The organism is Bacillus sp. AFS088145 (assembly GCF_002564465.1).
GTDB lineage: Bacteria > Bacillota > Bacilli > Bacillales > Bacillaceae_G > Gottfriedia.
Genome location: NZ_NUUX01000002.1, coordinates 86,663 through 107,061, shown reverse-complemented (window position 1 = coordinate 107,061; position 20,399 = coordinate 86,663). Strand labels below are relative to the sequence as shown.

The following is a 20,399-nucleotide window of genomic DNA, read 5'->3' as shown; positions in this document are numbered from 1 at the left end:
GACGTAGTTTCCAATTTTAGGTATTAAGTCTAAGCGCAACTACGTCTCTGTCTTCGCCCTAGGGCTCGCCAATCGACGAGTTTTCTTTAGGTAAATTATATAAAAAATTTGAAGAAATCGTCGAATAATCTTTTTACATTTAAGACTAAATAAAGTAAACTAATAATAGCTTGGACAAAGCTAGGACTAGGACAAACAAAAGACCTTACCAATTTGGTGAGGTCTTTTGTTTTTATAGTAAATATTTAGAGTACCAAGGCTTACTGTCTTTATTTTCCTTTCTTTGTTTTTGGTTCATTTTTTTATTCATACAAGGTTTTGTAGGTTGTGTCCCTCTACGAAAATAAAGTGAAACCTTATCGGAACAGCCTTCTTTATACAAGAGGCCGGTCTTTTCATCTACAGCAACTTTAACTAGATCATTAGGTAGTTTAGCGTCTATATTTTTATCCAATAAATTTGTCATAACGGATGCCCATACCTTCTTGGATAGTGAACCATCTTCTGCGGTTAGATTTTTTGAATGATCATACCCAACCCATACCCCCACAATAAGATTTGAATGGAATCCAATCATCCAGCTGTCCGTTTTTGTTGTGCCGGTTTTACCATAATAATCTTTTGATAGTTCAGGAATAATGCTAGTACCTGTTACTGGCAAATAGCTTGAAAAACTTGTGTTGAACATTCCGTTCATTAGTTGTTTTAGAATAATGGTTTGATCTTTATCTAATATTTGTTTATTATCAAACTTTTCTTTATAGATGGTCTTTCCTGTTTGAGTTTTAATCTCTTTTACGAAATGAGGAATAACGTCTTTACCATTGTTCGCAATTAATGCGTATGCTCTTGTCATATCGAGCAATGAAGCATCTTGAGTGCCGAGTGCCATTGAAGGTAGTTTATTGTTTGGTGTGGTTAAATGGAATAACTTCTGTGCTTTAATAAATTCGTCAGTACCGACTGCCTGTTGGGTTTTTACAGCGTATATATTGTCTGAAACAGCAATAGCTTTAGCTAGAGTTATTGAATCATGCGCGTATAGATTGCCACTGTTTTTGGGACTGTATGAATCTCCATTTTCAAAGTGAAATATAGTAGGCTTACTTTGAAGTTTTGTTGATGGGGTATAGCCATTTTCAAGTGCACTGTAATATAGAATAGGTTTTATTGTACTTCCTACCTGTCTTTTCGACGCTATTGCTCGATTAAATAAAAACTGTCCTTTCTCACGGCCGCCAGTCATACCTAATACTTCACCAGTTTTACTATTTAATACGACTACACTAGCCTGTAAATCAGGTTTTGGTCTAATATACTTATCAAAAGCTTGATCAATATGCTTTTGAATAGCGGGATTAAATGTTGTATAAATTTGGCTACCATTGTTATAGATTGATTGTCCAATTGAAGCTGTAATTTCTTTTTGAACGCTTTGTTGAAAATAGGATGTAAATGAAGAATTTGAAGTATGTTTAATTGGTTTTAACTTAATCGTTTCATCAAATGCATTTTTAACACTTTTTGAGTTGATTAATTTATTTTGTTCAAGTGCTGATAAAATTCGTTGTTGCCTTTTCTTTACAGATGAAAAATGAATGTAAGGATCATATGTTGAAGGATTGGCCGGAATACTTAATAAAAATGTAGATTCACCAATTGTTAGCTCGTTTGTCTCTTTTCCTAAGAAAGTATTCGCCGCAGTTTCTAGACCATAGATCCCATGTCCAAAATAAATGGTGTTTAAATATGCTTCTAATATTTTATTTTTACTGTAAGCTGACTCAAGTCTCATCGTTAAATAAGCCTCTTTTAATTTACGGTTAATCGTTTTTTGTTGCGAAAGATATAAATTTTTTGCAAGTTGCTGAGTTATTGTACTTCCACCTTGAGCGTATTGTCCCTTCGTTATATTAATTAAAATAGCAGAACCCAACCTTTTTAAGTCGAAGCCATGATGATGAAAAAAATTACGATCCTCAGAAACTAAAATACTGTTGATTGCAATCGGAGGCACATCTCCAATTTTAAGTGTTTTACGATTTTGAAGTAGCTTAGTTTTGCTAATTAGCTTTTGATTGTGATCATAATAACTTGAATTTGACTCAATAAATAATGAAGGTTTTGTAGACGTAATTGCAAACAGATAAACACAAGACAAAAATAGTGTACTTGAAATTGAAATAATCGTAAGTAAAATACCGACCTTTTGAAGTGTACGCCAATGAAAAGAGTAGTTGATATTATACAAAAATGTATCCTCCTCTCGATTCGTTTCTCTAATTTAATACTAGTATGGTAGATTAAGAGAAATTTTATTCAAATTACCGTAGTAAAAAATATCAAATAATTTAGCTTTAAAAATCTTGCATTTCACAAAAATTACTCTATACTTTTCTTTTGTACGGCAAAAAATTGTCGTAACAACACAAATCCGATAGGAATTAGGAAGAGTGGGGATAATACGAAACATAATCAAAAAAGTGGAGGTGCACCGTTCAGCCTCTACAAAACGATACTTATGTTTCAAACTAAATCTTGATAAAGAAGGGTAGATGCATTAAATGGAATTATGGTTTACTGAAAAACAAACAAAAAACTTTGGAATTACTGCTAAAATTAATAAAACTTTACATACAGAGCAAACAGAGTTTCAAAAGCTTGACATGGTAGAGACAGAAGAGTTCGGAAACATGCTTATTTTAGATGGTATGGTTATGACAACTCAAAAAGATGAGTTCGTTTACCACGAAATGGTTGCGCATGTACCTTTATTCACACACCCAAATCCTGAAAACGTATTAGTTGTAGGTGGTGGTGACGGTGGTGTTATTCGCGAAGTATTAAAACACCCAAGCGTAAAGAAAGCGACTCTAGTTGAAATCGATGGAAAAGTAATTGAGTACTCTAAAATATACTTACCTGAAATTGCAGGAAAATTAGAAGATCCACGTGTAGAAGTAAAAGTAGACGATGGATTTATGCATATTGCAAATAGTGAAAATGTATACGATGTAATTATGGTAGACTCAACTGAACCGGTTGGTCCTGCAGTTAACTTATTTACAAAAGGCTTCTATGCTGGTATCTCTAAAGCATTAAAAGAAGATGGTATTTTTGTTGCGCAAACGGACAACCCATGGTTTACTCCTGAGTTAATCACACAAGTTCAACGTGATGTAAGAGAAATCTTCCCAATCACTCGTTTATACATTGCAAACATTCCAACATATCCAAGTGGAATGTGGACATTTACAATCGGTTCGAAAAAACATGATCCACTTGAAGTAGAAGAGAATCGTTTCTTCGATATTGAGACAAAATATTATACTAAAGAGCTACACAAAGCAGCGTTCGTATTACCAAAATTTGTAGCTGATCTTACTAAATAAGGGGGCTTTATTATGCGTTTTGATGAAGCTTATTCTGGAAATGTATTCATAAAGAGTCATCCAAGCTTTGAAGAAAGTAAAGCAGTTATTTATGGTATGCCTATGGATTGGACTGTAAGTTTCAGACCAGGCTCTCGTTTTGGTCCTACGCGTATTCGTGAAGTTTCAATTGGATTAGAGGAATATAGTCCATATCAAGATAAAGAACTAGAAGAGGTTAAGTATTTTGACGCAGGAGATATTCCATTACCATTTGGTAATGCTCAAAGAAGCCTTGATATGATTGAAGATTATATTGACGGCTTATTAGCTGAAGGCAAATTTCCTCTAGGAATGGGTGGGGAGCATCTTGTATCATGGCCAGTAATGAAAGCTATGTACAAGAAATACCCAGATTTAGCCATTATTCACTTTGATGCTCATACTGATTTACGTGATTCATATGAAGGTGAGCCATTATCTCACTCAACACCAATCAAAAAAGTTTGTGATTTAATTGGACCAAAAAATGTTTATTCATTTGGAATCCGTTCTGGTATGAAGGAAGAATTTGAATGGGCTAAAGAAGTTGGAATGAATTTATTCAAATTCGAAGTACTTGAGCCATTAAAGAAAGTACTTCCAACGCTTGCTGGCCGTCCAGTATATGTAACGATTGATATCGATGTATTAGATCCTGCACATGCTCCTGGAACAGGAACTCTTGAAGCAGGTGGTATTACATCAAAAGAAATGCTTGATAGCATCTTAGCTATCGCAAATAGTGATATTAACGTGGTTGGGGCAGACTTAGTAGAAGTAGCTCCAGTTTACGATCATGCAGAGCAAACTCAAGTTGCGGCAAGTAAATTTATTCGTGAAATCTTATTAGGTTGGGTAAAATAATTAGATTTGTAAAAGGCGATTTTTCGTTCAATAGAGCGAGAAGTCGTCTTTTTTTATATCTTTTAACATAAAAACCTTGTAATCGTTTCAACTAATTTACTAATAATGGAAAAATAGTATTGATAATGATAATCATTACCTTTATAATTGAGAACGATTATTATTATCAATTTTTTAGGAGAAGAGAAGATGAAGATGAAAAAAGGGGTAAGAAAATTTATTTTAACTCTACATTTGGTATGCAGCTTAATTTTTGGACTTTTTATTATTGCTGTTTGTGCAACTGGTAGTGTATTAGTGTTTGGGAATCAGATTGAACATGTATTAAATCCGCAGTATTTTAAGCCTGCAAGTAGTGAAAGAGTTATTGGAATTAAAGAAGCAGAAAAGATTTTCCATGAACATTACAAAGGTTTTCAAATTTCGAGGATGGATGTGCCTTCAAAGTTAACAGATGTATATCATGCAAGTATGTCAAAAGGACATAATGAAATTGATGCATATGTTGACCCTAGCAATGGCAAAGTACTAGGTAATTTTGATAGAGAGAAATCAATCGTTTCTTTTGTTAAAGAGCTACACACACATTTATTATTAGATGATATTGGTGAAACAATTATCGGGATCGTTGCAATAGCATTTATTATAATTCTTATTACAGGTATTTATTTATGGTATCCAGGCATTAAACGAATGTTTAAAAGCCTAAAAATTAAATGGAATAAAAGTCAAATGGCAAAAAATCTATCATTACATAATTTCATAGGGGTTATTACTTTACCATTTTTACTTGTTGTAGCAATAACAGGAATGCTATTTCCTTACCAAGAAAAGATTGAAGAATCCTTGAAATTGAAATTTACATCGAATTATCCTGAAGAACTTAAATCAGTTGATAATGGTAAACAACAAATAGGACTGGATACGATAGTTGCCAAAATTAATAAATTACACCCGAAAGGTGAGTTATACAAGTTGAGACTTCCATCGGATAAAGAAGGTGTTATAGAAGCCAAATTAAGTGATGGCAGTTACGACCCGGAAGGTAAAGGAAATACAAGCGAATTTTTCGATCAATTCTCTGGAAAGCATTTAGGAACCTTTTCGAAAAATACTGCAACAGCCTATGATCAATTTTTTGTTTGGCGTGAAAGTTTGCATAGAGGAACTTTTGGTGGTGTGTTCGTAAAAACAATTTATGCCTTAGTTGGAATAGCTCCACTCGGTTTAGGAATAACTGGGATTACAATGTGGGCGTTAAAACGAAAAAATAAAGTTAAAAAAATGAGTAAATTACAGCAAACAGCATAAGACGAACTAAATTTTATATGGGTATGATTTAATCATTTGCTTACAACCCGAAAGAAAATGCGCTAAAGGTCGTATTTTCTTTTCGGGTTTTTTGAATCGGGAACAAATATGATTATTTGTACTGTTTTTATAGTAAAACAACAATTTTGTAGAAAGATAAAAATAGAAAAATGTACTAAGTTAACGTTGACGTTAACGATACATTGGGAGTAAGATAGATAAGTGATATAAAAAAGTTAAATTCATTTCGAAAGGAGGAAATGATTTGCTCTACAAAATAGATGAAGTAGCGAAGGAATGTGGATTAACAAAGCGATCGATTCGTTATTATGAAGAAATTGGTTTAATCTCACCACCTGAAAGAAGTGAAGGAGGATTTCGACTTTATTCAGACATGCATATCGAACGACTGAAAAAAATAATGAATGTTCGTGATGTTCTTGGTTTTTCTTTGCAAGAGGTACAGGAATATATGGCAATTAGTGAGGCATATGAAGAATTCCGATTACATTATAGAGAAAACAAGGAAAAAATGAATGAAGATGAAAGAAAAGAAAAGTTATTAGGGGCGGAAGTAATCCTTGCTCAACAATTAAAAATGATTGATGAAAAACTTAAAAAAATGAACGATATTCGAGATGAAATGAATGCAATGTATCAGAGGGTTCAAAAAGCATTAGAACAATAAAAAATATGGGAGATGGATGAAATATGTCAAACTTGGCAGATCGTAAAAAGCAAAAGACGAGTGTAAATCAAAAATCTGGTCTTTTGAATCAGCCAAAAGCAATTTGGGCTGTTGGTTTTGCTTGTATTATCGCATTCATGGGAATTGGATTAGTTGACCCAATTTTACCAGCAATTGCTGAAAAGATGCATGCTTCTAAAAGTGATGTAACGCTTCTTTTTACAAGTTACAATTTAGTAATGGCATTCGCGATGTTAATAACAGGTTTTATCTCTTCACGTATTGGGATTAAGTGGACACTGCTATTAGGTATACTGATTATTGCAGTTTTCGCAGGTCTTGGAGGAAATTCAAGCAGTATTTGGGAATTAGTATGGTTACGTGGAGGTTGGGGTCTAGGTAACGCGCTATTCGTTGCGACTGCATTGTCTGCCATTGTTTCACTATCTAGATCAGGTGTTGCACAATCGATTATTTTATACGAAACTGCTATTGGTCTTGGGATTTCAGTTGGTCCACTTTTAGGTGGAGAACTAGGTTCGATCTCTTGGAGAGGTCCATTTTTTGGTGTGGCTTGCTTAATGGTAATTGCATTTTTATCTCTATCTATTATGATGCCAAAAACACCTATAACACAAAATACGAAAAAAGCATCGTTCCTTGATCCATTCCGTGCTCTTAAACATAGATCATTATTAACATTAGGTATTACAGCATTTTTATATAACTTTGGATTCTTTACTTTATTAGCATTCTCACCATTCTATATGGGATTAAAGGAACATGGTTTAGGATTTGTATTCTTAGGGTGGGGACTTTTATTAGCAATTACATCTGTATTTATGGCACCAAAATTACAAAAGAAATTCGGTACACTTAAATCGATGTATGCAATGTTAACTCTTTTCGCAATTACGCTTCTTATTATGGGAGTAGGTACAAATACGAGTAGTGTAGTTATCGTTTGTGTAATTATAGCTGGTGCATTTTTAGGTAATAACAACACATTAATAACAACAGCAGTAATGCAAGCAGCTCCAGTTGAACGTTCAACAGCATCAGCTGCATATAGCTTTTTACGTTTCCTTGGTGGAGCAATTGCACCATATTTAGCAGGTAAACTTGCTGAATGGTATAATCCACATGTACCTTTCTATGTAGGTGGATGTTTTGTATTACTATCTGTACTTTTCTTATTTATTAATAAAAAGCATTTAATTCATATTGATAAAGCAGAATCTGCACACTAATATTATCGGGTTTTTCTCGATAAATGGTGAAAACCCGCTAGGAATTACGTATTCCTGGCGGTTTTTTTGTTTTTTTTAATATAAACAAACAAAAGCCAGCCCTTTACGAGCTGGTTTTCATGGTCCGAAATGACCGAACATCATCAGATAAACGATGAAGCCGATAAGTGCGAGTAATCCGATTAGTGCTGCTGTAAAACTGCCGAACATGATCGCTTTTCGTTTGAAAATAAACCACAAAATTAGTCCAACAACGAATGGCACGAAAAAGGCGTACAAATAAATGAGAAAAATACTCGATAACGAAATAATTCCAATGCCTAGTCCAATGAAAAATAGTTTGCTAGATGATAGTTGTGCGATTGTTTTCATAAAATCCCCTTTTATTCTCCATATGTTCTTTATTGTCTCACAAACAGTTTTCAATTGAAAACAAAAAATCCACCTTACTTTCACGGCAAGATTATTTTGTCAGTACGTTGATGCAATTGAAATTGGATAACGTTTGAGTAATAGTTCCTGCATTTTTAGATTTGGTGAACCGATATAAATATGGCCGATTATTGCCATTCTTAATGATCTATTTCTTCATGATGATCTTTCATTAAATTGTTCACACATATTTAATGGATTAAATTCATCATTATAAAGAACGAAGCTACGGGTATTATGTAAAGAAAGCCCTATGAAATATTTTAGAAACAAGAAAGTACACCAATTTTTTTGAAAGCCATCTAATTTCGTTCACTTTAATGAATATTTTTCACAATTTTTTTTGTTACCTATTTTATTTTTTTTATTAGATTATGCTAAAATGGGAAAAGATGATTTTTGGATGTGATTCGTTACGTTCATGGGGAGAAAAGGACGTGTAAAAGTGAAAGGACAACAAGGCATACCTGTCTCAATTGACTTTGAGACTTTGATAAAAGATCCACACGGGCGTGATAAAATCAGTTTTCAAGCAAATGGCCTATATTATAAAAAAGATGATGTTTCATATTTATTATTTGATGAAAATCACGAGGATCGAAAAGTAAAGGCTACTATGAAAATAGGTAAAGGGGAAGTAACAATTATTCGTAATGGCGGAGTTATGATGCGTCATCAATACAGAGTAAATGAAACAACTGAAGGTACTTTCTCTAATGAATTAGGCGTATTTCAAACTAAGGCATATACAAAAAAACTACAATTTCTAGTATCTGAAGGACCTTTAAAAGGGGTACTTCAATTAGGATATAAGTTATTCGTAGGAGATGAAAATGCTGGATCGTATAACATTACAGTATCAATTAAGGAGGCAACGATATGAATACATTAGAACAAGTGAAAAGTCGTTTGAAAAATGAAATCGAAGCTGCTGTATTAAAAGCAGGATTAGCAACGGAGGAACAATTACCACAAGTCGTATTAGAAACACCAAAAGATAAAGCGCACGGAGATTTTTCAACAAATATGGCAATGCAATTAGCACGTGTTGCTAAAAAGGCTCCTAGAATGATTGCAGAGGAGTTAATTAATTCTTTTGACCAAAGTAAAGCAAGCATTCAAAAAGTAGAAATTGCTGGGCCAGGTTTCATTAATTTTTATATGGATAATAGTTATCTTACTGATTTAATTCCAACGATTATTAAATCGGGAAATGAATATGGCCAAACAAACTTTGGTAACGGTGAAAAGATTTTAGTTGAATTTGTTTCAGCAAATCCGACTGGAGATTTACATTTAGGTCATGCTCGTGGAGCTGCATTTGGAGATTCATTATGCAATATTTTAAATAAAGCAGGTTATGAAGTAACTCGTGAATATTATATTAATGATGCTGGAAACCAAATTAATAATTTAACATTTTCAGTAGAAGCTCGATATATGCAAGCACTTGGAATGGATAAAGAAATGCCAGCAGATGGCTATCATGGCTCAGACATTATTGAAATTGGTAAAACTTTAGCTGCTGAATTCGGTGACCGTTATGTGAATGAACCAGAAGAGTCTCGTTACAAGTTCTTCCGTGAGTACGGTTTAAAATTAGAAATGGAAAAACTACAACGAGATCTACGTAATTTCAGAGTGGAATTTGATGTATGGTATTCAGAAACTTCATTATATCAAAATGGCAAAGTTTTAGAGGCTCTTGATGATTTAAAACAACGTGGTGAAACATATGAAGAAGAAGGAGCGACTTGGTTCCGTTCTACAACATATGGAGATGACAAAAACCGTGTACTAATTAAAAGCGATGGCTCTTATACTTATTTAACTCCGGATATCGCTTACCACCGAGACAAGCTTAGTCGTGGTGCAGATAAATTAATTGATATTCTTGGGGCTGACCATCACGGATATATTCCTCGAATGAAAGCAGCAATTCAAGCATTAGGATATAATGCTGATACGCTAGAAGTAGAAATTATCCAAATGGTTCAATTATATCAAGATGGTGAAAAAGTTAAAATGAGTAAACGTACAGGTAAAGCTGTAACGTTACGTGATTTAATGGAAGAAGTAGGTACTGACGCAACTCGTTACTTCTTTGCAATGCGCGGTTGTGACTCACATTTAGACTTTGATATGGACTTAGCTGTTTCTAAATCAAATGAAAACCCTGTGTATTATTCACAATACGCTCACGCTCGTGTTTGTAGTATTCTTCGTCAAGGAGAAGAAATGGGTATTGTTTACAATGGAGAAGCTGATTACAGCCTTGTTTCGTCTGAAAAAGAATATGAGTTATTAAAGAAATTAGGAGAATTCCCAGAAGCGGTTTCATTAGCTGCTTCAAAACGTACTCCTCATCATATTACAAACTATGTATTTGAATTAGCGGGTACATTCCACAGCTTCTATAATGCAGAAAAAGTGTTAGATGCTGAAAATGTTGAAAAATCAATGGCTAGATTGGCTTTAATGAAAGCAGTTCAAGTTACATTACAAAATGCATTAGCTTTAGTTGGAGTTTCTGCACCAGAAAAAATGTAAGTAATCAGACTGTTGACAAACGCTTGCAATCAGTCTGATAATCAAATTTTTTGAACTTTGTCTACACACTAAGTACCATACCCTAATTTAGGGTATGGTACTTTTTTGTTAACGTAATCAAATTTCCAAAGTATTATTTTGTATTTTTTTAGTAAGTTATTTTATACAACTTTGTCGGTAAATAGGGAAAAATAACAAGTTTCACCATTTTTTTATTAATTTTTTACATTTTTTTTAAAATGACCCCCTAAAAAATGAAATTCTTTACGAATAGTTATAGTGAGAATAAATAAAGAAACTTTTACAAAGGGGAAAAAATTAATGAAAAAATTATTAGTACATACGACTGCTACAGCACTTTTATTATCTCAGTTAGGATTCTCTAGTTCAGTACTTGCTGCTGAAAATGATACAGTTTCACCAACTGACCAAAAGGAAGAAGCACCTGCATTAGTTAAAGGCGATTTCTTCTATTTTGTAAAAACAACAGTAGAAAAAATTCAACTGTTACTAACAACAGACAAAGTTAAAGAAGCAGAACTTTTAGCACAATTTGCTCAAGAACGCATTCATGAAGCAAGAGAATTGATTAAAGAAGGCAAAGAAGATTTAGCAAAAGAAACATTAAAAGAAGCTTTAAGTCAAATGGATAATGCTCAAGGTCAACTTGATGGGAAACTTCCAACTGTTACTGAACCAACGACTTCAGAAACAACAACAGAAGGTACTGTTACTACGAAACCAGCAGAAGATTCAACTGAAGTAGAAAAAGAAGACACAGAAAAAGTTGAGACTGACAAGCAAGATACAGATAAACAAGAAGTAGAAAAAGAAGATCAAGAAAAAGCTGAAACAGACAAACAAGAAACAGAAAAAGAAGATCAAGAAAAAGCTGAAACAGACAAACATGAAAAACAAAAATTAACAAAAGAGCAAAAAGAAATTGCAAAAATTCAACATCATTTAAATAACAATTTACTTGTTTTAGCAAATGTTTTAGATCAAGTTAAAAATCCAAAAGCAAAAGCTGCGATTGCTAAAAATATTGAAAAGAGCTTTAACAAAATTTCCGAAAGATTAGAAAAAGTCTTAAAGCATACAGAACAGGATTCAACGGCTTTAAAACCAGTTATTACAGTTCAATACCCTGATGCAACTACAGATCAATCAGCTACTCCAGAAGTTATTACAACAGTGACTAAAATTGAAGACGTAAATGACACAGACGTGAAAAATGTTAATGAAGATGATCAAGGTGAAAATGATGACAAAAATGATGCTGCTGAAGTTGCTACAAAACCTGTAACAGTAGAGCATAAGGAAGAACATCAACATAAGTCAAAAGAAGTAAAACCAGCTAAAGTAAAAAAAGTAAAAATTGAAAATGAAGAAAAACATGTAGTAAAGCATGAAGAAAAACATGAAGTAAAACATGAAGAAAAACACGTAGTAAAGCACGAAAATGGTACAAACCATAGAAATCAAGGTGAACATGAAAACCGTGGAAACCATAAGGTAAATGAAAAGCAAGAGTGGAAAAAAAATGAGAATTCAAATAGCCAAGGTGAAAACCATGGAAATGGACATGGTAAAAAGTAATAAGTAATTATTTCCATTCACCTTTCAAAAAAAATCACATGAAACATTTCATAAGATGCGATATGCTTAAGTTTAACTGATTAATTTATTGGTGCCTCATACATTCATTTGATTATGAGTGGAGGCGCCTTTAAGTTTTAATGGTTAAGCAATCCTCTTTTGAAAGGAGATGGGGTCTTGTTACTTACAATTTTTCAGACGCTTTATAAAAGAAAAGAAAAAATTGAAGATATTGTATTAACAATACAACAGTCTTCATCAAAAGAACTAGATGATTTTATAGTTCAATATACTCCTTTTATAAACAAAACTGTTTCCACTATTTGTGGAAGATATATTACTAATCAAGAAGATGAATTTAGTATCGGCTTAAATGCTTTTCATGAAGCTATTAAATTATATTCATATAAAAAAGGTGCTTCATTTCTATCTTTTGCTAAATTGATCATAAAACGAGAATTAATCGATTTCTTTCGGAAGGAATCTAAATACCAATCGTTGACCTCAGAACTAACCGGTTCAGATGATATACATAAACAATATGATGACCATGTGTATAGCTCTTATATAAAAAACTTTGATGAAATAAACCGTAAAGAAGAAATTATACATTTCAGTGAGATGCTTAAACAATTTGGAATTTCATTAGAAACTTTAGTAGAGGTTTCGCCTAAACATGAAGATACAAGGGAGCATATTTTTTCAGTTGTAGACCTTGTTACATCTGATGAAGAAATGTTAACTTTTCTATATAAAAAGAAAAAATTACCGATGAAAAAATTAGAAACTAAAGTTAATATAAGTCGAAAATCGCTAGAAAAACATAGAAAATATATAATTGCCATGAGTATCATTAGCGTCAATGAATATATTTATTTAAAAAACTATTTAAAAAGGGGGAACTGAAGATGAACAATGGTATTGTATTAAAAGTTAATCATTCTTCCTTAGTTGTACTAACTGCTAACGGAGAATACTTAAAATGTAAAAAATTATTGTCATCCTATTCAATCGGTGAAGAAATTCAGTTCCCTAATAATGCAATCATTTTAAATAAAAAAATGAAATTGAGCATCCCTAAATTGATACCTGTCGTAATTGCGAGTGGATTAATTCTTTTTTCTTTTATATTTGTAAATTTGAACAACAATGAAGCATTGGCAGCAGGGAAGGTTACGATTAACTCAGAGGCAAAGGTATCTTTAATATTGGACAAACAGTTAAAGGTCATTGCATTAAAGGGTCACAATGAACAAGGTAAACAATTGATCGACAAAATGGATAACTGGAAAAATGAGCCCCTACATTTAGTTATGGATGATTTAGTTGATGAAATGGAGAAATCTAAAGTAATTGAACCAGATGAGACAATCAAATTAACTGGTGAGATGAAAAAAGAATTTGAAAATAAACAAAGTGAACTAAATCATGAATTGAAGGATATTCAAGATAGTAATAATCATATTAATGTCCCAAATTCTAAGGAACTAGATCAGCCAAAGGTTAAAACTCAAAATCATAGCCAAAATCAAAATAAACAAGAAAAAAGTTTTAATTCTAATACAACAACGAAAGTGACAAAAGGCGAAACCAATAACAAAGATAAATCTAGTTTAAAGTCACCTACAATCGAACAAGAAAAAAATAATGATAATGGTCATTCTAAAGAAGTTCAGAACAATAGACATCAAGATGAGCACTGGGGAAATAAACAGGGTCAATGGAATCATAAAAATCAAAATGAACACCATGAATCATCGAATCAAAATCAAAAGAAACAATACAACAACTATGAAAAGCATCAAGACAAAAAAAAAAATGACTATAATGATGACCGCGAATTAAGAAGAAGTAATAATGATCAAGGAAGAAATGGAAATAAAGAAAGCTGCCATGGATGCAATAATCGTTATAAAAACAATCAAAACGAGAACAAGTACAATAATGGTTGGCAAAATGGTAATGAAAAACACTCAGATTAATAATCTGAGTGTTTTTTATATAAATAACAATACTAACCCCATGAAAGAATAAAGGCTTAGGAAATACTGCTCAAATGCTCATGAATAACCTTCAATACACCATGATCAATCTTTATGAATACATTGGTAGCTCTACCATGACCGACTTTAAAGCCAAAAAAAACCCTCAAGGTAAGTTAAACTTCCTAAAGGGCTACGTAAGTATAAATGAACTTTTTAAATGCTATCATGACCTCTTTATTTCCATCTGTTATGTCTTTGGTACTCAACTTTAAGTAACTTCGATCATACCACCACTTATTCGCTTATAACCTCTCCATTTCGCTATATCTTCCATTAATTGTAATAGAGCTAAATCCTTTTTTTTCGATTCAATCATTATATCGATATCACTTCCAATTGATCTGACGATGTCAAAAAAGGGCTTAATAAAATCAAGATCAATTAAATCTGAATGTGATCTAAACTCTTTATCGGATTTCGGAGATGAAATATGAATTTTAGGCTTCAAATATGTATGCTCCCAAGTAGAAAATATAAGGGGTAATAATTTCTCTAAAGGTTCTTCACATAAGTTTGCCATATGATGATGATAGTCAAATATGAGCGGAATACCTTCGTCTTTACAAACCATTAGTGTTTCAGTTGTATTATACGTTTTATCGTCATTTTCTAACGTCATTTGTTTTTTAATGTGAGTAGGGAGCTTTTTTATATTTTCATAAAAGCGTTGAATCGCAAGCTCTTTATTTCCATACGCTCCTCCAATATGTATATTAATGACGCTTTGGTCTGAAATACCCATTGCTTCAAGAACTTTATAATGGTATTCCATATCAATCACAGCATTATCAGTAATATGAGGTTTATCACTTGTAAAAAGCGTGAATTGGTTAGGATGAAAACTAACTCTTAATTCATGCTTCTTGATAAAATCACCTATTTCTTTAAATTGTTTGTGAAAAATATTTATATAATCAAATTCTACATCTGGATGAGTCGCCAAAGGGACCATTGAAGAGGACATTCTATATAAAGGAATTTGTTGTCCCACATTGTAATGAAGTGCTCTAGACGTATTTTCGATATTTTGTGATGTAACATAAATTAATTTCTCTAAACGTTCTTCCTGATTAAGGGCTTTATAACGAGTAAATGTAAGAGTTTTTGCAGGTGAACAATTATATAATGATAATGCATGTGATACATATCCAAATCGAATAATCATAATTTGTTCACCTCTACCTTGGTTTTTGTGCGTGTAAAAAGGATTACATTAATGGAGAAAGAAGCTTAGATAAAAGCTTGCGACACTTCCATAAGAATGTTGTGTTTTTATAATGCTGGGTAGGATAAGATTTTGAGCGTTCTAAGTCCTTTGTAAATATTTCTTTAATCTTCATTATGAAAGACTCACTTGAAAAAATACAGCTCCATTCATCATTTATGCAAAGACTTCTACGATCAAAGTTAACGGACCCTACATCACAGCAACGGTCATCGATGAGTAGTACTTTGGCATGAAAGAACCCTTTCTGATAATGAAAAACTTCCCCACCACCTTCTAAAATTAAAAGGAGATGTGGAAAACTTGCCTCTTTAACAAGTCTATGGTCTTCTTTTTCAGGCACCATTACGCATATATGGACGCCTCGATTAAGAGCTGCAAGAAGTGCGTTCATCAATTTTTTTGTTGGAATAAAATAAGGTGTACCGATGTAAATATGTTTTTTTGCCTGATCTATTAAATCTTTATATAGGTTCTCAATGCGTACAAAGTCCGACGAATAGAAGTGGTGCTCGATTTCTCCTTTTGCTAATTCATCATCATTAATTAACGTAAAGGATTCTCCTCCACTTCTAACCCAGTCAATTAAAAATTGAGTGTGTAAATCTTTTACACCTTCTCCTGTCATTCGAATATGATAATCTCTCCAATAACCTAAGTCTTCATCAAAACCAATATATTCTTTGCCAATATTAAAACCACCAAAATAGCCGGTTTTTTGATCTATTACTGTAATCTTACGATGGTTACGATGTTGAAACCGATAGAGAGTATAAGGAAATCCAGTTCTCCGATTAAAAAGTACTTCCACACCATTTTCTTTTAGTTTTTTTATTCTTTTATGCTTTAGTCTAAAACTTCCGATCCAATCAACAAGCAAGCGTACTTGTAATCCTTCCTGGGCTTTTCTTTCAAGTAATGATAAAAATTTTTCGGATGTATCATCATTTCGAACAATATAAAAAAGCATAGAAATGCTACTACTTGCTTCTTTTATATCGTCTAGAAGATGCTTGTACAAATCATTACCATCTGTTATTAACATTGTTTCACTATATCTTTTTTTAAATGGACAAGTTTTATCATATTTATGAAAAGCTTTATAACCAAAATAAAGATCTAAGCTAGCAAGGAGTATAAGAAAGAGTAGAGCAATTAAGCAAATGCAAAGAATCATATAATTAAACTCCTTTACCTTTTACGTGATGATAGTATGACCATTTACATTGAAGAATATGAAAAAGAGCCAATTTAAAATGAAAAAGTATTTGACTGAATAGTCATTCATAATATAATTAAATTATATATTTTCTGAATATTATTATGGTTATAAATTTTTAAACAGTAAGCGTTTTCTTTATAACCGGGAAAATTGGGGGAGGAATACAACATGAATCATGCACTTTTGTATTTGAACGCACTAGGGTTTGTGGCAATTACAGTTTATGCAATTTATTTATTCATTTACCTGATTCAAACAAGACTTGCCTACATCAAATTAGGTAAAAAAGAAGAATTTGAAAGAAATTTGAAAGAACGTTTTCAAAAAATTTGGGTCAATGTTTTTGGACAAAAAAAGCTTTTGAAGGATAAGAAAAGTGGATTTATTCATTTGTTATTCTTTTATGGATTCATTTTAGTTCAAGCAGGGGCTTTAGACTTTATTATAAGAGGTCTTGTTCCTAGCGCACATTTACCTCTTGGACCTTTGTATGGTGCATTTACATTTTTTGAAGAAATCATTGCGTTACTAATATTGGTGGCAGTTGTTTGGGCCTTCCATAGACGATATATTGAAAAGTTAGTTCGACTAAAAAGAGGTTGGAAAAGCGGTTTAGTTCTTATTTTTATTGGTTTATTAATGTTATCAACACTATTTGGTAATGGCATGGGAATCATTTGGCATGGTGAAGCAACGAGCTTTCACGAACCAATCGCATCATTAATTGCAACAATTTTTAACGGTATTAGTAAGCCTTTATCAATTTCATTATTTTATGTTGCTTGGTGGACTCACTTAATTTCACTTTTAACGTTCTTAGTATATGTACCTCAATCAAAACACGCACATTTACTTGCTGGTCCAGCGAACGTGTATTTTAATCGTTTAACGAAAGCAGGAAAATTAGAAAAAATAGATTTTGAAGATGAAACACAAGAGACATTCGGTGTTGGAAAAATCAGCGACTTCCGTCAATCACAGTTAATTGACTTATATGCTTGTGTTGAATGTGGTCGTTGTACTAATGTATGTCCAGCTACTGCAACTGGAAAAATGCTATCACCGATGGATTTAATTTTAAAACTTCGTGATCATTTAACTGAAACAGGGGCTGTTGTAACGTCTCGCGCACCTTGGGTTCCAACAGTTGCATTTTCTAAAACAAAAGGAAATCAATTAGCATTTGCTTCACAAGGAAAACAAGAATCAGCAGCAACATTGGAATATAGTCCAAGTTTAATTGGTGACGTAATTACTGAGGAAGAGATTTGGGCATGTACAACTTGCCGTAACTGTGAAGATCAATGTCCAGTAATGAATGAGCATGTTGAAAAGGTAATTGATTTACGTCGTTATTTAGTTTTAACAGAAGGTAAGATGCAACCAGATGCTCAACGTGCAATGACAAATATCGAACGTCAAGGAAACCCATGGGGGTTAAATCGTAAAGACCGTGAAAACTGGAGAGAACTTGATGAAAGTATCCATATCCCAACAGTAAAAGAAGCTCAGAAAGCTGGAGAAGAAATTGAGTACTTATTCTGGGTTGGTGCAATGGGTTCATATGATAACCGTAGCCAAAAAATCGCATTAGCATTTGCGAAACTAATGAATGAAGCTGGAATTAAGTTTGCAATTTTAGGTAATAAAGAGAAAAATTCTGGTGATACACCTAGACGATTAGGTCAAGAATTCTTATTCCAAGAGTTAGCAAGTAATAATATCGCAGAAATTGAAAAAGCGGGAGTAAGCAAATTAGTAACAATTGACCCGCATGCTTATAACACATTTAAAAATGAATATCCTGATTTTGGTTTATCAATAGAAGTTTATCATCATACAGAATTATTATCTCAATTGGTTAAAGAAGGTAAGTTGAAGCCAGTTCATCAAGTAAATGAAGTGATTACTTACCATGATTCATGCTATTTAGGTCGATACAATGAAGTTTATGAAGCTCCTAGGGATATTCTTCGTGCAATTCCTGGCGTCAAACTAGTCGAAATGGAGCGTAATCGTGAAACAGGTATGTGCTGTGGAGCGGGTGGAGGATTAATGTGGATGGAAGAGCATGTTGGTAATCGTATTAATGTAACACGTACTGAACAAGCACTTGCAGTTAGTCCAAATGTAATTGGAACAGGTTGTCCTTATTGCTTAACAATGCTATCTGATGGAACAAAAGCAAAAGAAGTCGAAGAAAATGTAAAAACACTAGATATAGCAGAGCTTTTAGAGTTATCGATTTTTGGTGACAAACAAAACCAGGCTTCATAAAAGTTCTATAACTTTTCAATCTTCATAAAATAGCAGTGGAAGGTGTGCAACTTGTACACCTTTCAGACTGCCAGGCAGCGTTTTAAACCGCCTTTTTATTTAGTGAATTGATAGATTATAGGATTTTATTATAGAGGAGAAATAGATAAAACTTTAAGGGGGAAATTGGGATGAGTAAAACAGTTATAGTAAGTGCAGTTCGTACACCAATCGGACGTTTTGGAGGCGCATTAAAGGGCTTTAGTGCCGCCCAGTTAGGTGGTATCGCAATTAAAGAGACATTGAACCGTGTTAACCATCCATTAGAATTAATTGATGATGTAATAATGGGAACAGTTTTACAAGGTGGACAAGGACAATTACCTTCAAGACAAGCACTTCGTAATGCAGGATTACCTTGGGAAACGAGATCAGAAACAATAAATAAAGTATGTGCTTCTGGTATGCGTAGTGTTATGCTTTCTGATTTATTGATACGATCTGGTGAAAGTAAACGTATTGTTGCAGGTGGAATGGAATCCATGAGTAATACACCCTTTTATCAAACCTCTATAAGATGGGGGAATAAAATGGGGAACACAGAATTAAAGGACGGCCTTCTAGTGGATGGCTTAACTTGTTCATTTACTGGTGTTCATATGGGCACATACGGAAGTGAAGTTGCCAAAATTGAAGATATATCTCGTGAGCAACAAGATGAGTGGGCACTTCGAAGTCAACAACTTGCGGTTGAATCGATTAAAACAGGTAAATTTGAAGAAGAGATTGTAACGATTGAGTCAGTTGGCAAAAAAGGAGTCGTAACCAAAATAGAAGTAGACGAGTGTCCAAGGGAAGATACTACTATTGAAAAACTAGCTAAGCTATCACCAGCATTTGATCGCGACGGTACAATAACAGCTGGAAATGCACCTGGATTAAATGACGCAGGTGCAGCACTTTTATTAATGAGTGAGGAAGAAGCAAAACTAAATGGCTACTTACCTCTAGCTACAATCGTTGCAACAGAATCAATGGCTGTAGAAGCAAAGGACTTCCCTAGAACTCCAGGATATGTCATTCAAAAATTATTACAAAAAACAAATAAAAAGATGTCAGATATAGACTTAATTGAAATTAACGAAGCATTCGCAGCAGTCGTTTTAGCAAGTGCGAAAATTGCGGATATACCTTTAGAAAAAATAAATGTAAATGGTGGAGCTATTGCTCTAGGGCATCCAATTGGAGCAAGTGGTGCAAGAATCATCGTAACATTAATTAATGCTCTTAAAGCAAGAGGCGGAGGCCTAGGAATTGCTGCAATCTGCAGCGGTGGTGGTCAAGGAGACGCAGTCTTAGTAGAGGTACGATAAGAGGGAAAAGCAAGAATAGCAGGGTATGGGAAGAGCAGGAAAGGTATGGAGGGAATTATTTCCCTCTACCTAAGTACTACCTCCCTTAAGCTGTTATTTTTTTTGCATTTCTATTTTTGCCTATTAACTTGATCCTGTTTTTCCTTCCTTCTAGACTTAAAAATTTTTCTA

Annotated in this window: 16 protein-coding genes; 12 read left to right on the top strand and 4 right to left on the bottom strand. The window is 33.3% G+C overall.

The features are described from left to right. Positions 1-232 precede the first annotated feature (232 nt). A complete protein-coding gene (locus COI44_RS01105) occupies positions 233-2,251 on the bottom strand; it encodes a transglycosylase domain-containing protein (RefSeq protein WP_179886967.1) in 2,019 nt (672 codons plus the stop codon). Between the two features lie 313 nt (positions 2,252-2,564). Here COI44_RS01105 and speE point away from each other — a divergent pair, with 313 nt between their 5' ends. The 5 genes from speE (at position 2,565) to COI44_RS01080 (ending at position 7,526) form a co-directional block, all read left to right on the top strand. Next, positions 2,565-3,392, top strand: coding sequence for a spermidine synthase (speE, locus tag COI44_RS01100; RefSeq protein ID WP_025671010.1), 828 nt, complete (start codon positions 2,565-2,567; stop codon positions 3,390-3,392). Positions 3,393-3,404: 12 nt separating this feature from the next. Then, on the top strand, positions 3,405-4,277 hold the full coding sequence (speB, locus tag COI44_RS01095) for an agmatinase (RefSeq protein WP_025671011.1): 873 nt from the start codon (positions 3,405-3,407) through the stop codon (positions 4,275-4,277). A 189-nt stretch (positions 4,278-4,466) separates the two neighbouring features. Further along, positions 4,467-5,588: a PepSY-associated TM helix domain-containing protein gene (locus COI44_RS01090; RefSeq protein ID WP_098426271.1), complete on the top strand. Its 1,122-nt coding sequence runs from the start codon at positions 4,467-4,469 to the stop codon at positions 5,586-5,588. A 265-nt stretch (positions 5,589-5,853) separates the two neighbouring features. Then, positions 5,854-6,276: a MerR family transcriptional regulator gene (locus COI44_RS01085; protein ID WP_098426270.1), complete on the top strand. Its 423-nt coding sequence runs from the start codon at positions 5,854-5,856 to the stop codon at positions 6,274-6,276. Between the two features lie 23 nt (positions 6,277-6,299). Further along, positions 6,300-7,526: an MFS transporter gene (locus COI44_RS01080; RefSeq protein WP_098426269.1), complete on the top strand. Its 1,227-nt coding sequence runs from the start codon at positions 6,300-6,302 to the stop codon at positions 7,524-7,526. Between the two features lie 117 nt (positions 7,527-7,643). Here the strand turns inward: COI44_RS01080 and COI44_RS01075 are convergent, their stop codons facing one another. Next, complete coding sequence (locus COI44_RS01075; protein WP_097974836.1) at positions 7,644-7,898, bottom strand: hypothetical protein; 255 nt, start codon at positions 7,896-7,898, stop codon at positions 7,644-7,646. Between the two features lie 505 nt (positions 7,899-8,403). On the opposite strand from COI44_RS01075, the gene COI44_RS01070 reads away from it, so the two are divergent. From COI44_RS01070 to COI44_RS01050, 5 genes are all read left to right on the top strand, one after another. Further along, on the top strand, positions 8,404-8,841 hold the full coding sequence (locus tag COI44_RS01070; protein WP_165346951.1) for a YwiB family protein: 438 nt from the start codon (positions 8,404-8,406) through the stop codon (positions 8,839-8,841). Beyond that, positions 8,838-10,508 carry an arginine--tRNA ligase gene (gene argS, locus COI44_RS01065; RefSeq protein WP_098426268.1) on the top strand — a complete coding sequence of 557 codons (1,671 nt, stop codon included), beginning with the start codon at positions 8,838-8,840 and terminating at the stop codon, positions 10,506-10,508. Before COI44_RS01070 ends, argS begins: the two co-directional genes overlap by 4 nt. A gap of 321 nt (positions 10,509-10,829) precedes the next feature. Continuing rightward, positions 10,830-12,107, top strand: coding sequence for a DUF5667 domain-containing protein (locus COI44_RS01060; RefSeq protein WP_098426267.1), 1,278 nt, complete (start codon positions 10,830-10,832; stop codon positions 12,105-12,107). A gap of 177 nt (positions 12,108-12,284) precedes the next feature. Then, entirely contained in the window at positions 12,285-13,013 is a 729-nt protein-coding gene (gene sigI, locus COI44_RS01055) for an RNA polymerase sigma-I factor (protein WP_286163693.1), read from the top strand. A gap of 2 nt (positions 13,014-13,015) precedes the next feature. Next, a complete protein-coding gene (locus COI44_RS01050) occupies positions 13,016-14,089 on the top strand; it encodes an anti-sigma factor domain-containing protein (protein ID WP_098426266.1) in 1,074 nt (357 codons plus the stop codon). A 271-nt stretch (positions 14,090-14,360) separates the two neighbouring features. Here COI44_RS01050 and uvsE read toward each other — a convergent pair whose 3' ends face one another. Together uvsE and cls are read right to left on the bottom strand one after the other, a co-directional pair. Then, positions 14,361-15,317, bottom strand: coding sequence for a UV DNA damage repair endonuclease UvsE (gene uvsE, locus COI44_RS01045; RefSeq protein ID WP_098426265.1), 957 nt, complete (start codon positions 15,315-15,317; stop codon positions 14,361-14,363). Between the two features lie 43 nt (positions 15,318-15,360). After that, positions 15,361-16,554 carry a cardiolipin synthase gene (gene cls, locus COI44_RS01040; protein WP_098426264.1) on the bottom strand — a complete coding sequence of 398 codons (1,194 nt, stop codon included), beginning with the start codon at positions 16,552-16,554 and terminating at the stop codon, positions 15,361-15,363. Positions 16,555-16,767: 213 nt separating this feature from the next. On the opposite strand from cls, the gene COI44_RS01035 reads away from it, so the two are divergent. Then, on the top strand, positions 16,768-18,876 hold the full coding sequence (locus COI44_RS01035) for a (Fe-S)-binding protein (protein ID WP_098426263.1): 2,109 nt from the start codon (positions 16,768-16,770) through the stop codon (positions 18,874-18,876). Between the two features lie 170 nt (positions 18,877-19,046). Continuing rightward, complete coding sequence (locus COI44_RS01030; protein WP_098426262.1) at positions 19,047-20,228, top strand: acetyl-CoA C-acetyltransferase; 1,182 nt, start codon at positions 19,047-19,049, stop codon at positions 20,226-20,228. Positions 20,229-20,399 lie beyond the last annotated feature (171 nt).

Coding starts and splice junctions, on each gene's coding strand:
- speE (WP_025671010.1), top strand. CDS start 2,565: ATGGAATTATGGTTTACTGAAAAACAAACAAAAAACTTTGGAATTACT.
- speB (WP_025671011.1), top strand. CDS start 3,405: ATGCGTTTTGATGAAGCTTATTCTGGAAATGTATTCATAAAGAGTCAT.
- COI44_RS01090 (WP_098426271.1), top strand. CDS start 4,467: ATGAAGATGAAAAAAGGGGTAAGAAAATTTATTTTAACTCTACATTTG.
- COI44_RS01080 (WP_098426269.1), top strand. CDS start 6,300: ATGTCAAACTTGGCAGATCGTAAAAAGCAAAAGACGAGTGTAAATCAA.
- COI44_RS01075 (WP_097974836.1), bottom strand. CDS start 7,898: ATGAAAACAATCGCACAACTATCATCTAGCAAACTATTTTTCATTGGA.
- argS (WP_098426268.1), top strand. CDS start 8,838: ATGAATACATTAGAACAAGTGAAAAGTCGTTTGAAAAATGAAATCGAA.
- COI44_RS01060 (WP_098426267.1), top strand. CDS start 10,830: ATGAAAAAATTATTAGTACATACGACTGCTACAGCACTTTTATTATCT.
- COI44_RS01050 (WP_098426266.1), top strand. CDS start 13,016: ATGAACAATGGTATTGTATTAAAAGTTAATCATTCTTCCTTAGTTGTA.
- uvsE (WP_098426265.1), bottom strand. CDS start 15,317: ATGATTATTCGATTTGGATATGTATCACATGCATTATCATTATATAAT.
- cls (WP_098426264.1), bottom strand. CDS start 16,554: ATGATTCTTTGCATTTGCTTAATTGCTCTACTCTTTCTTATACTCCTT.
- COI44_RS01035 (WP_098426263.1), top strand. CDS start 16,768: ATGAATCATGCACTTTTGTATTTGAACGCACTAGGGTTTGTGGCAATT.
- COI44_RS01030 (WP_098426262.1), top strand. CDS start 19,047: ATGAGTAAAACAGTTATAGTAAGTGCAGTTCGTACACCAATCGGACGT.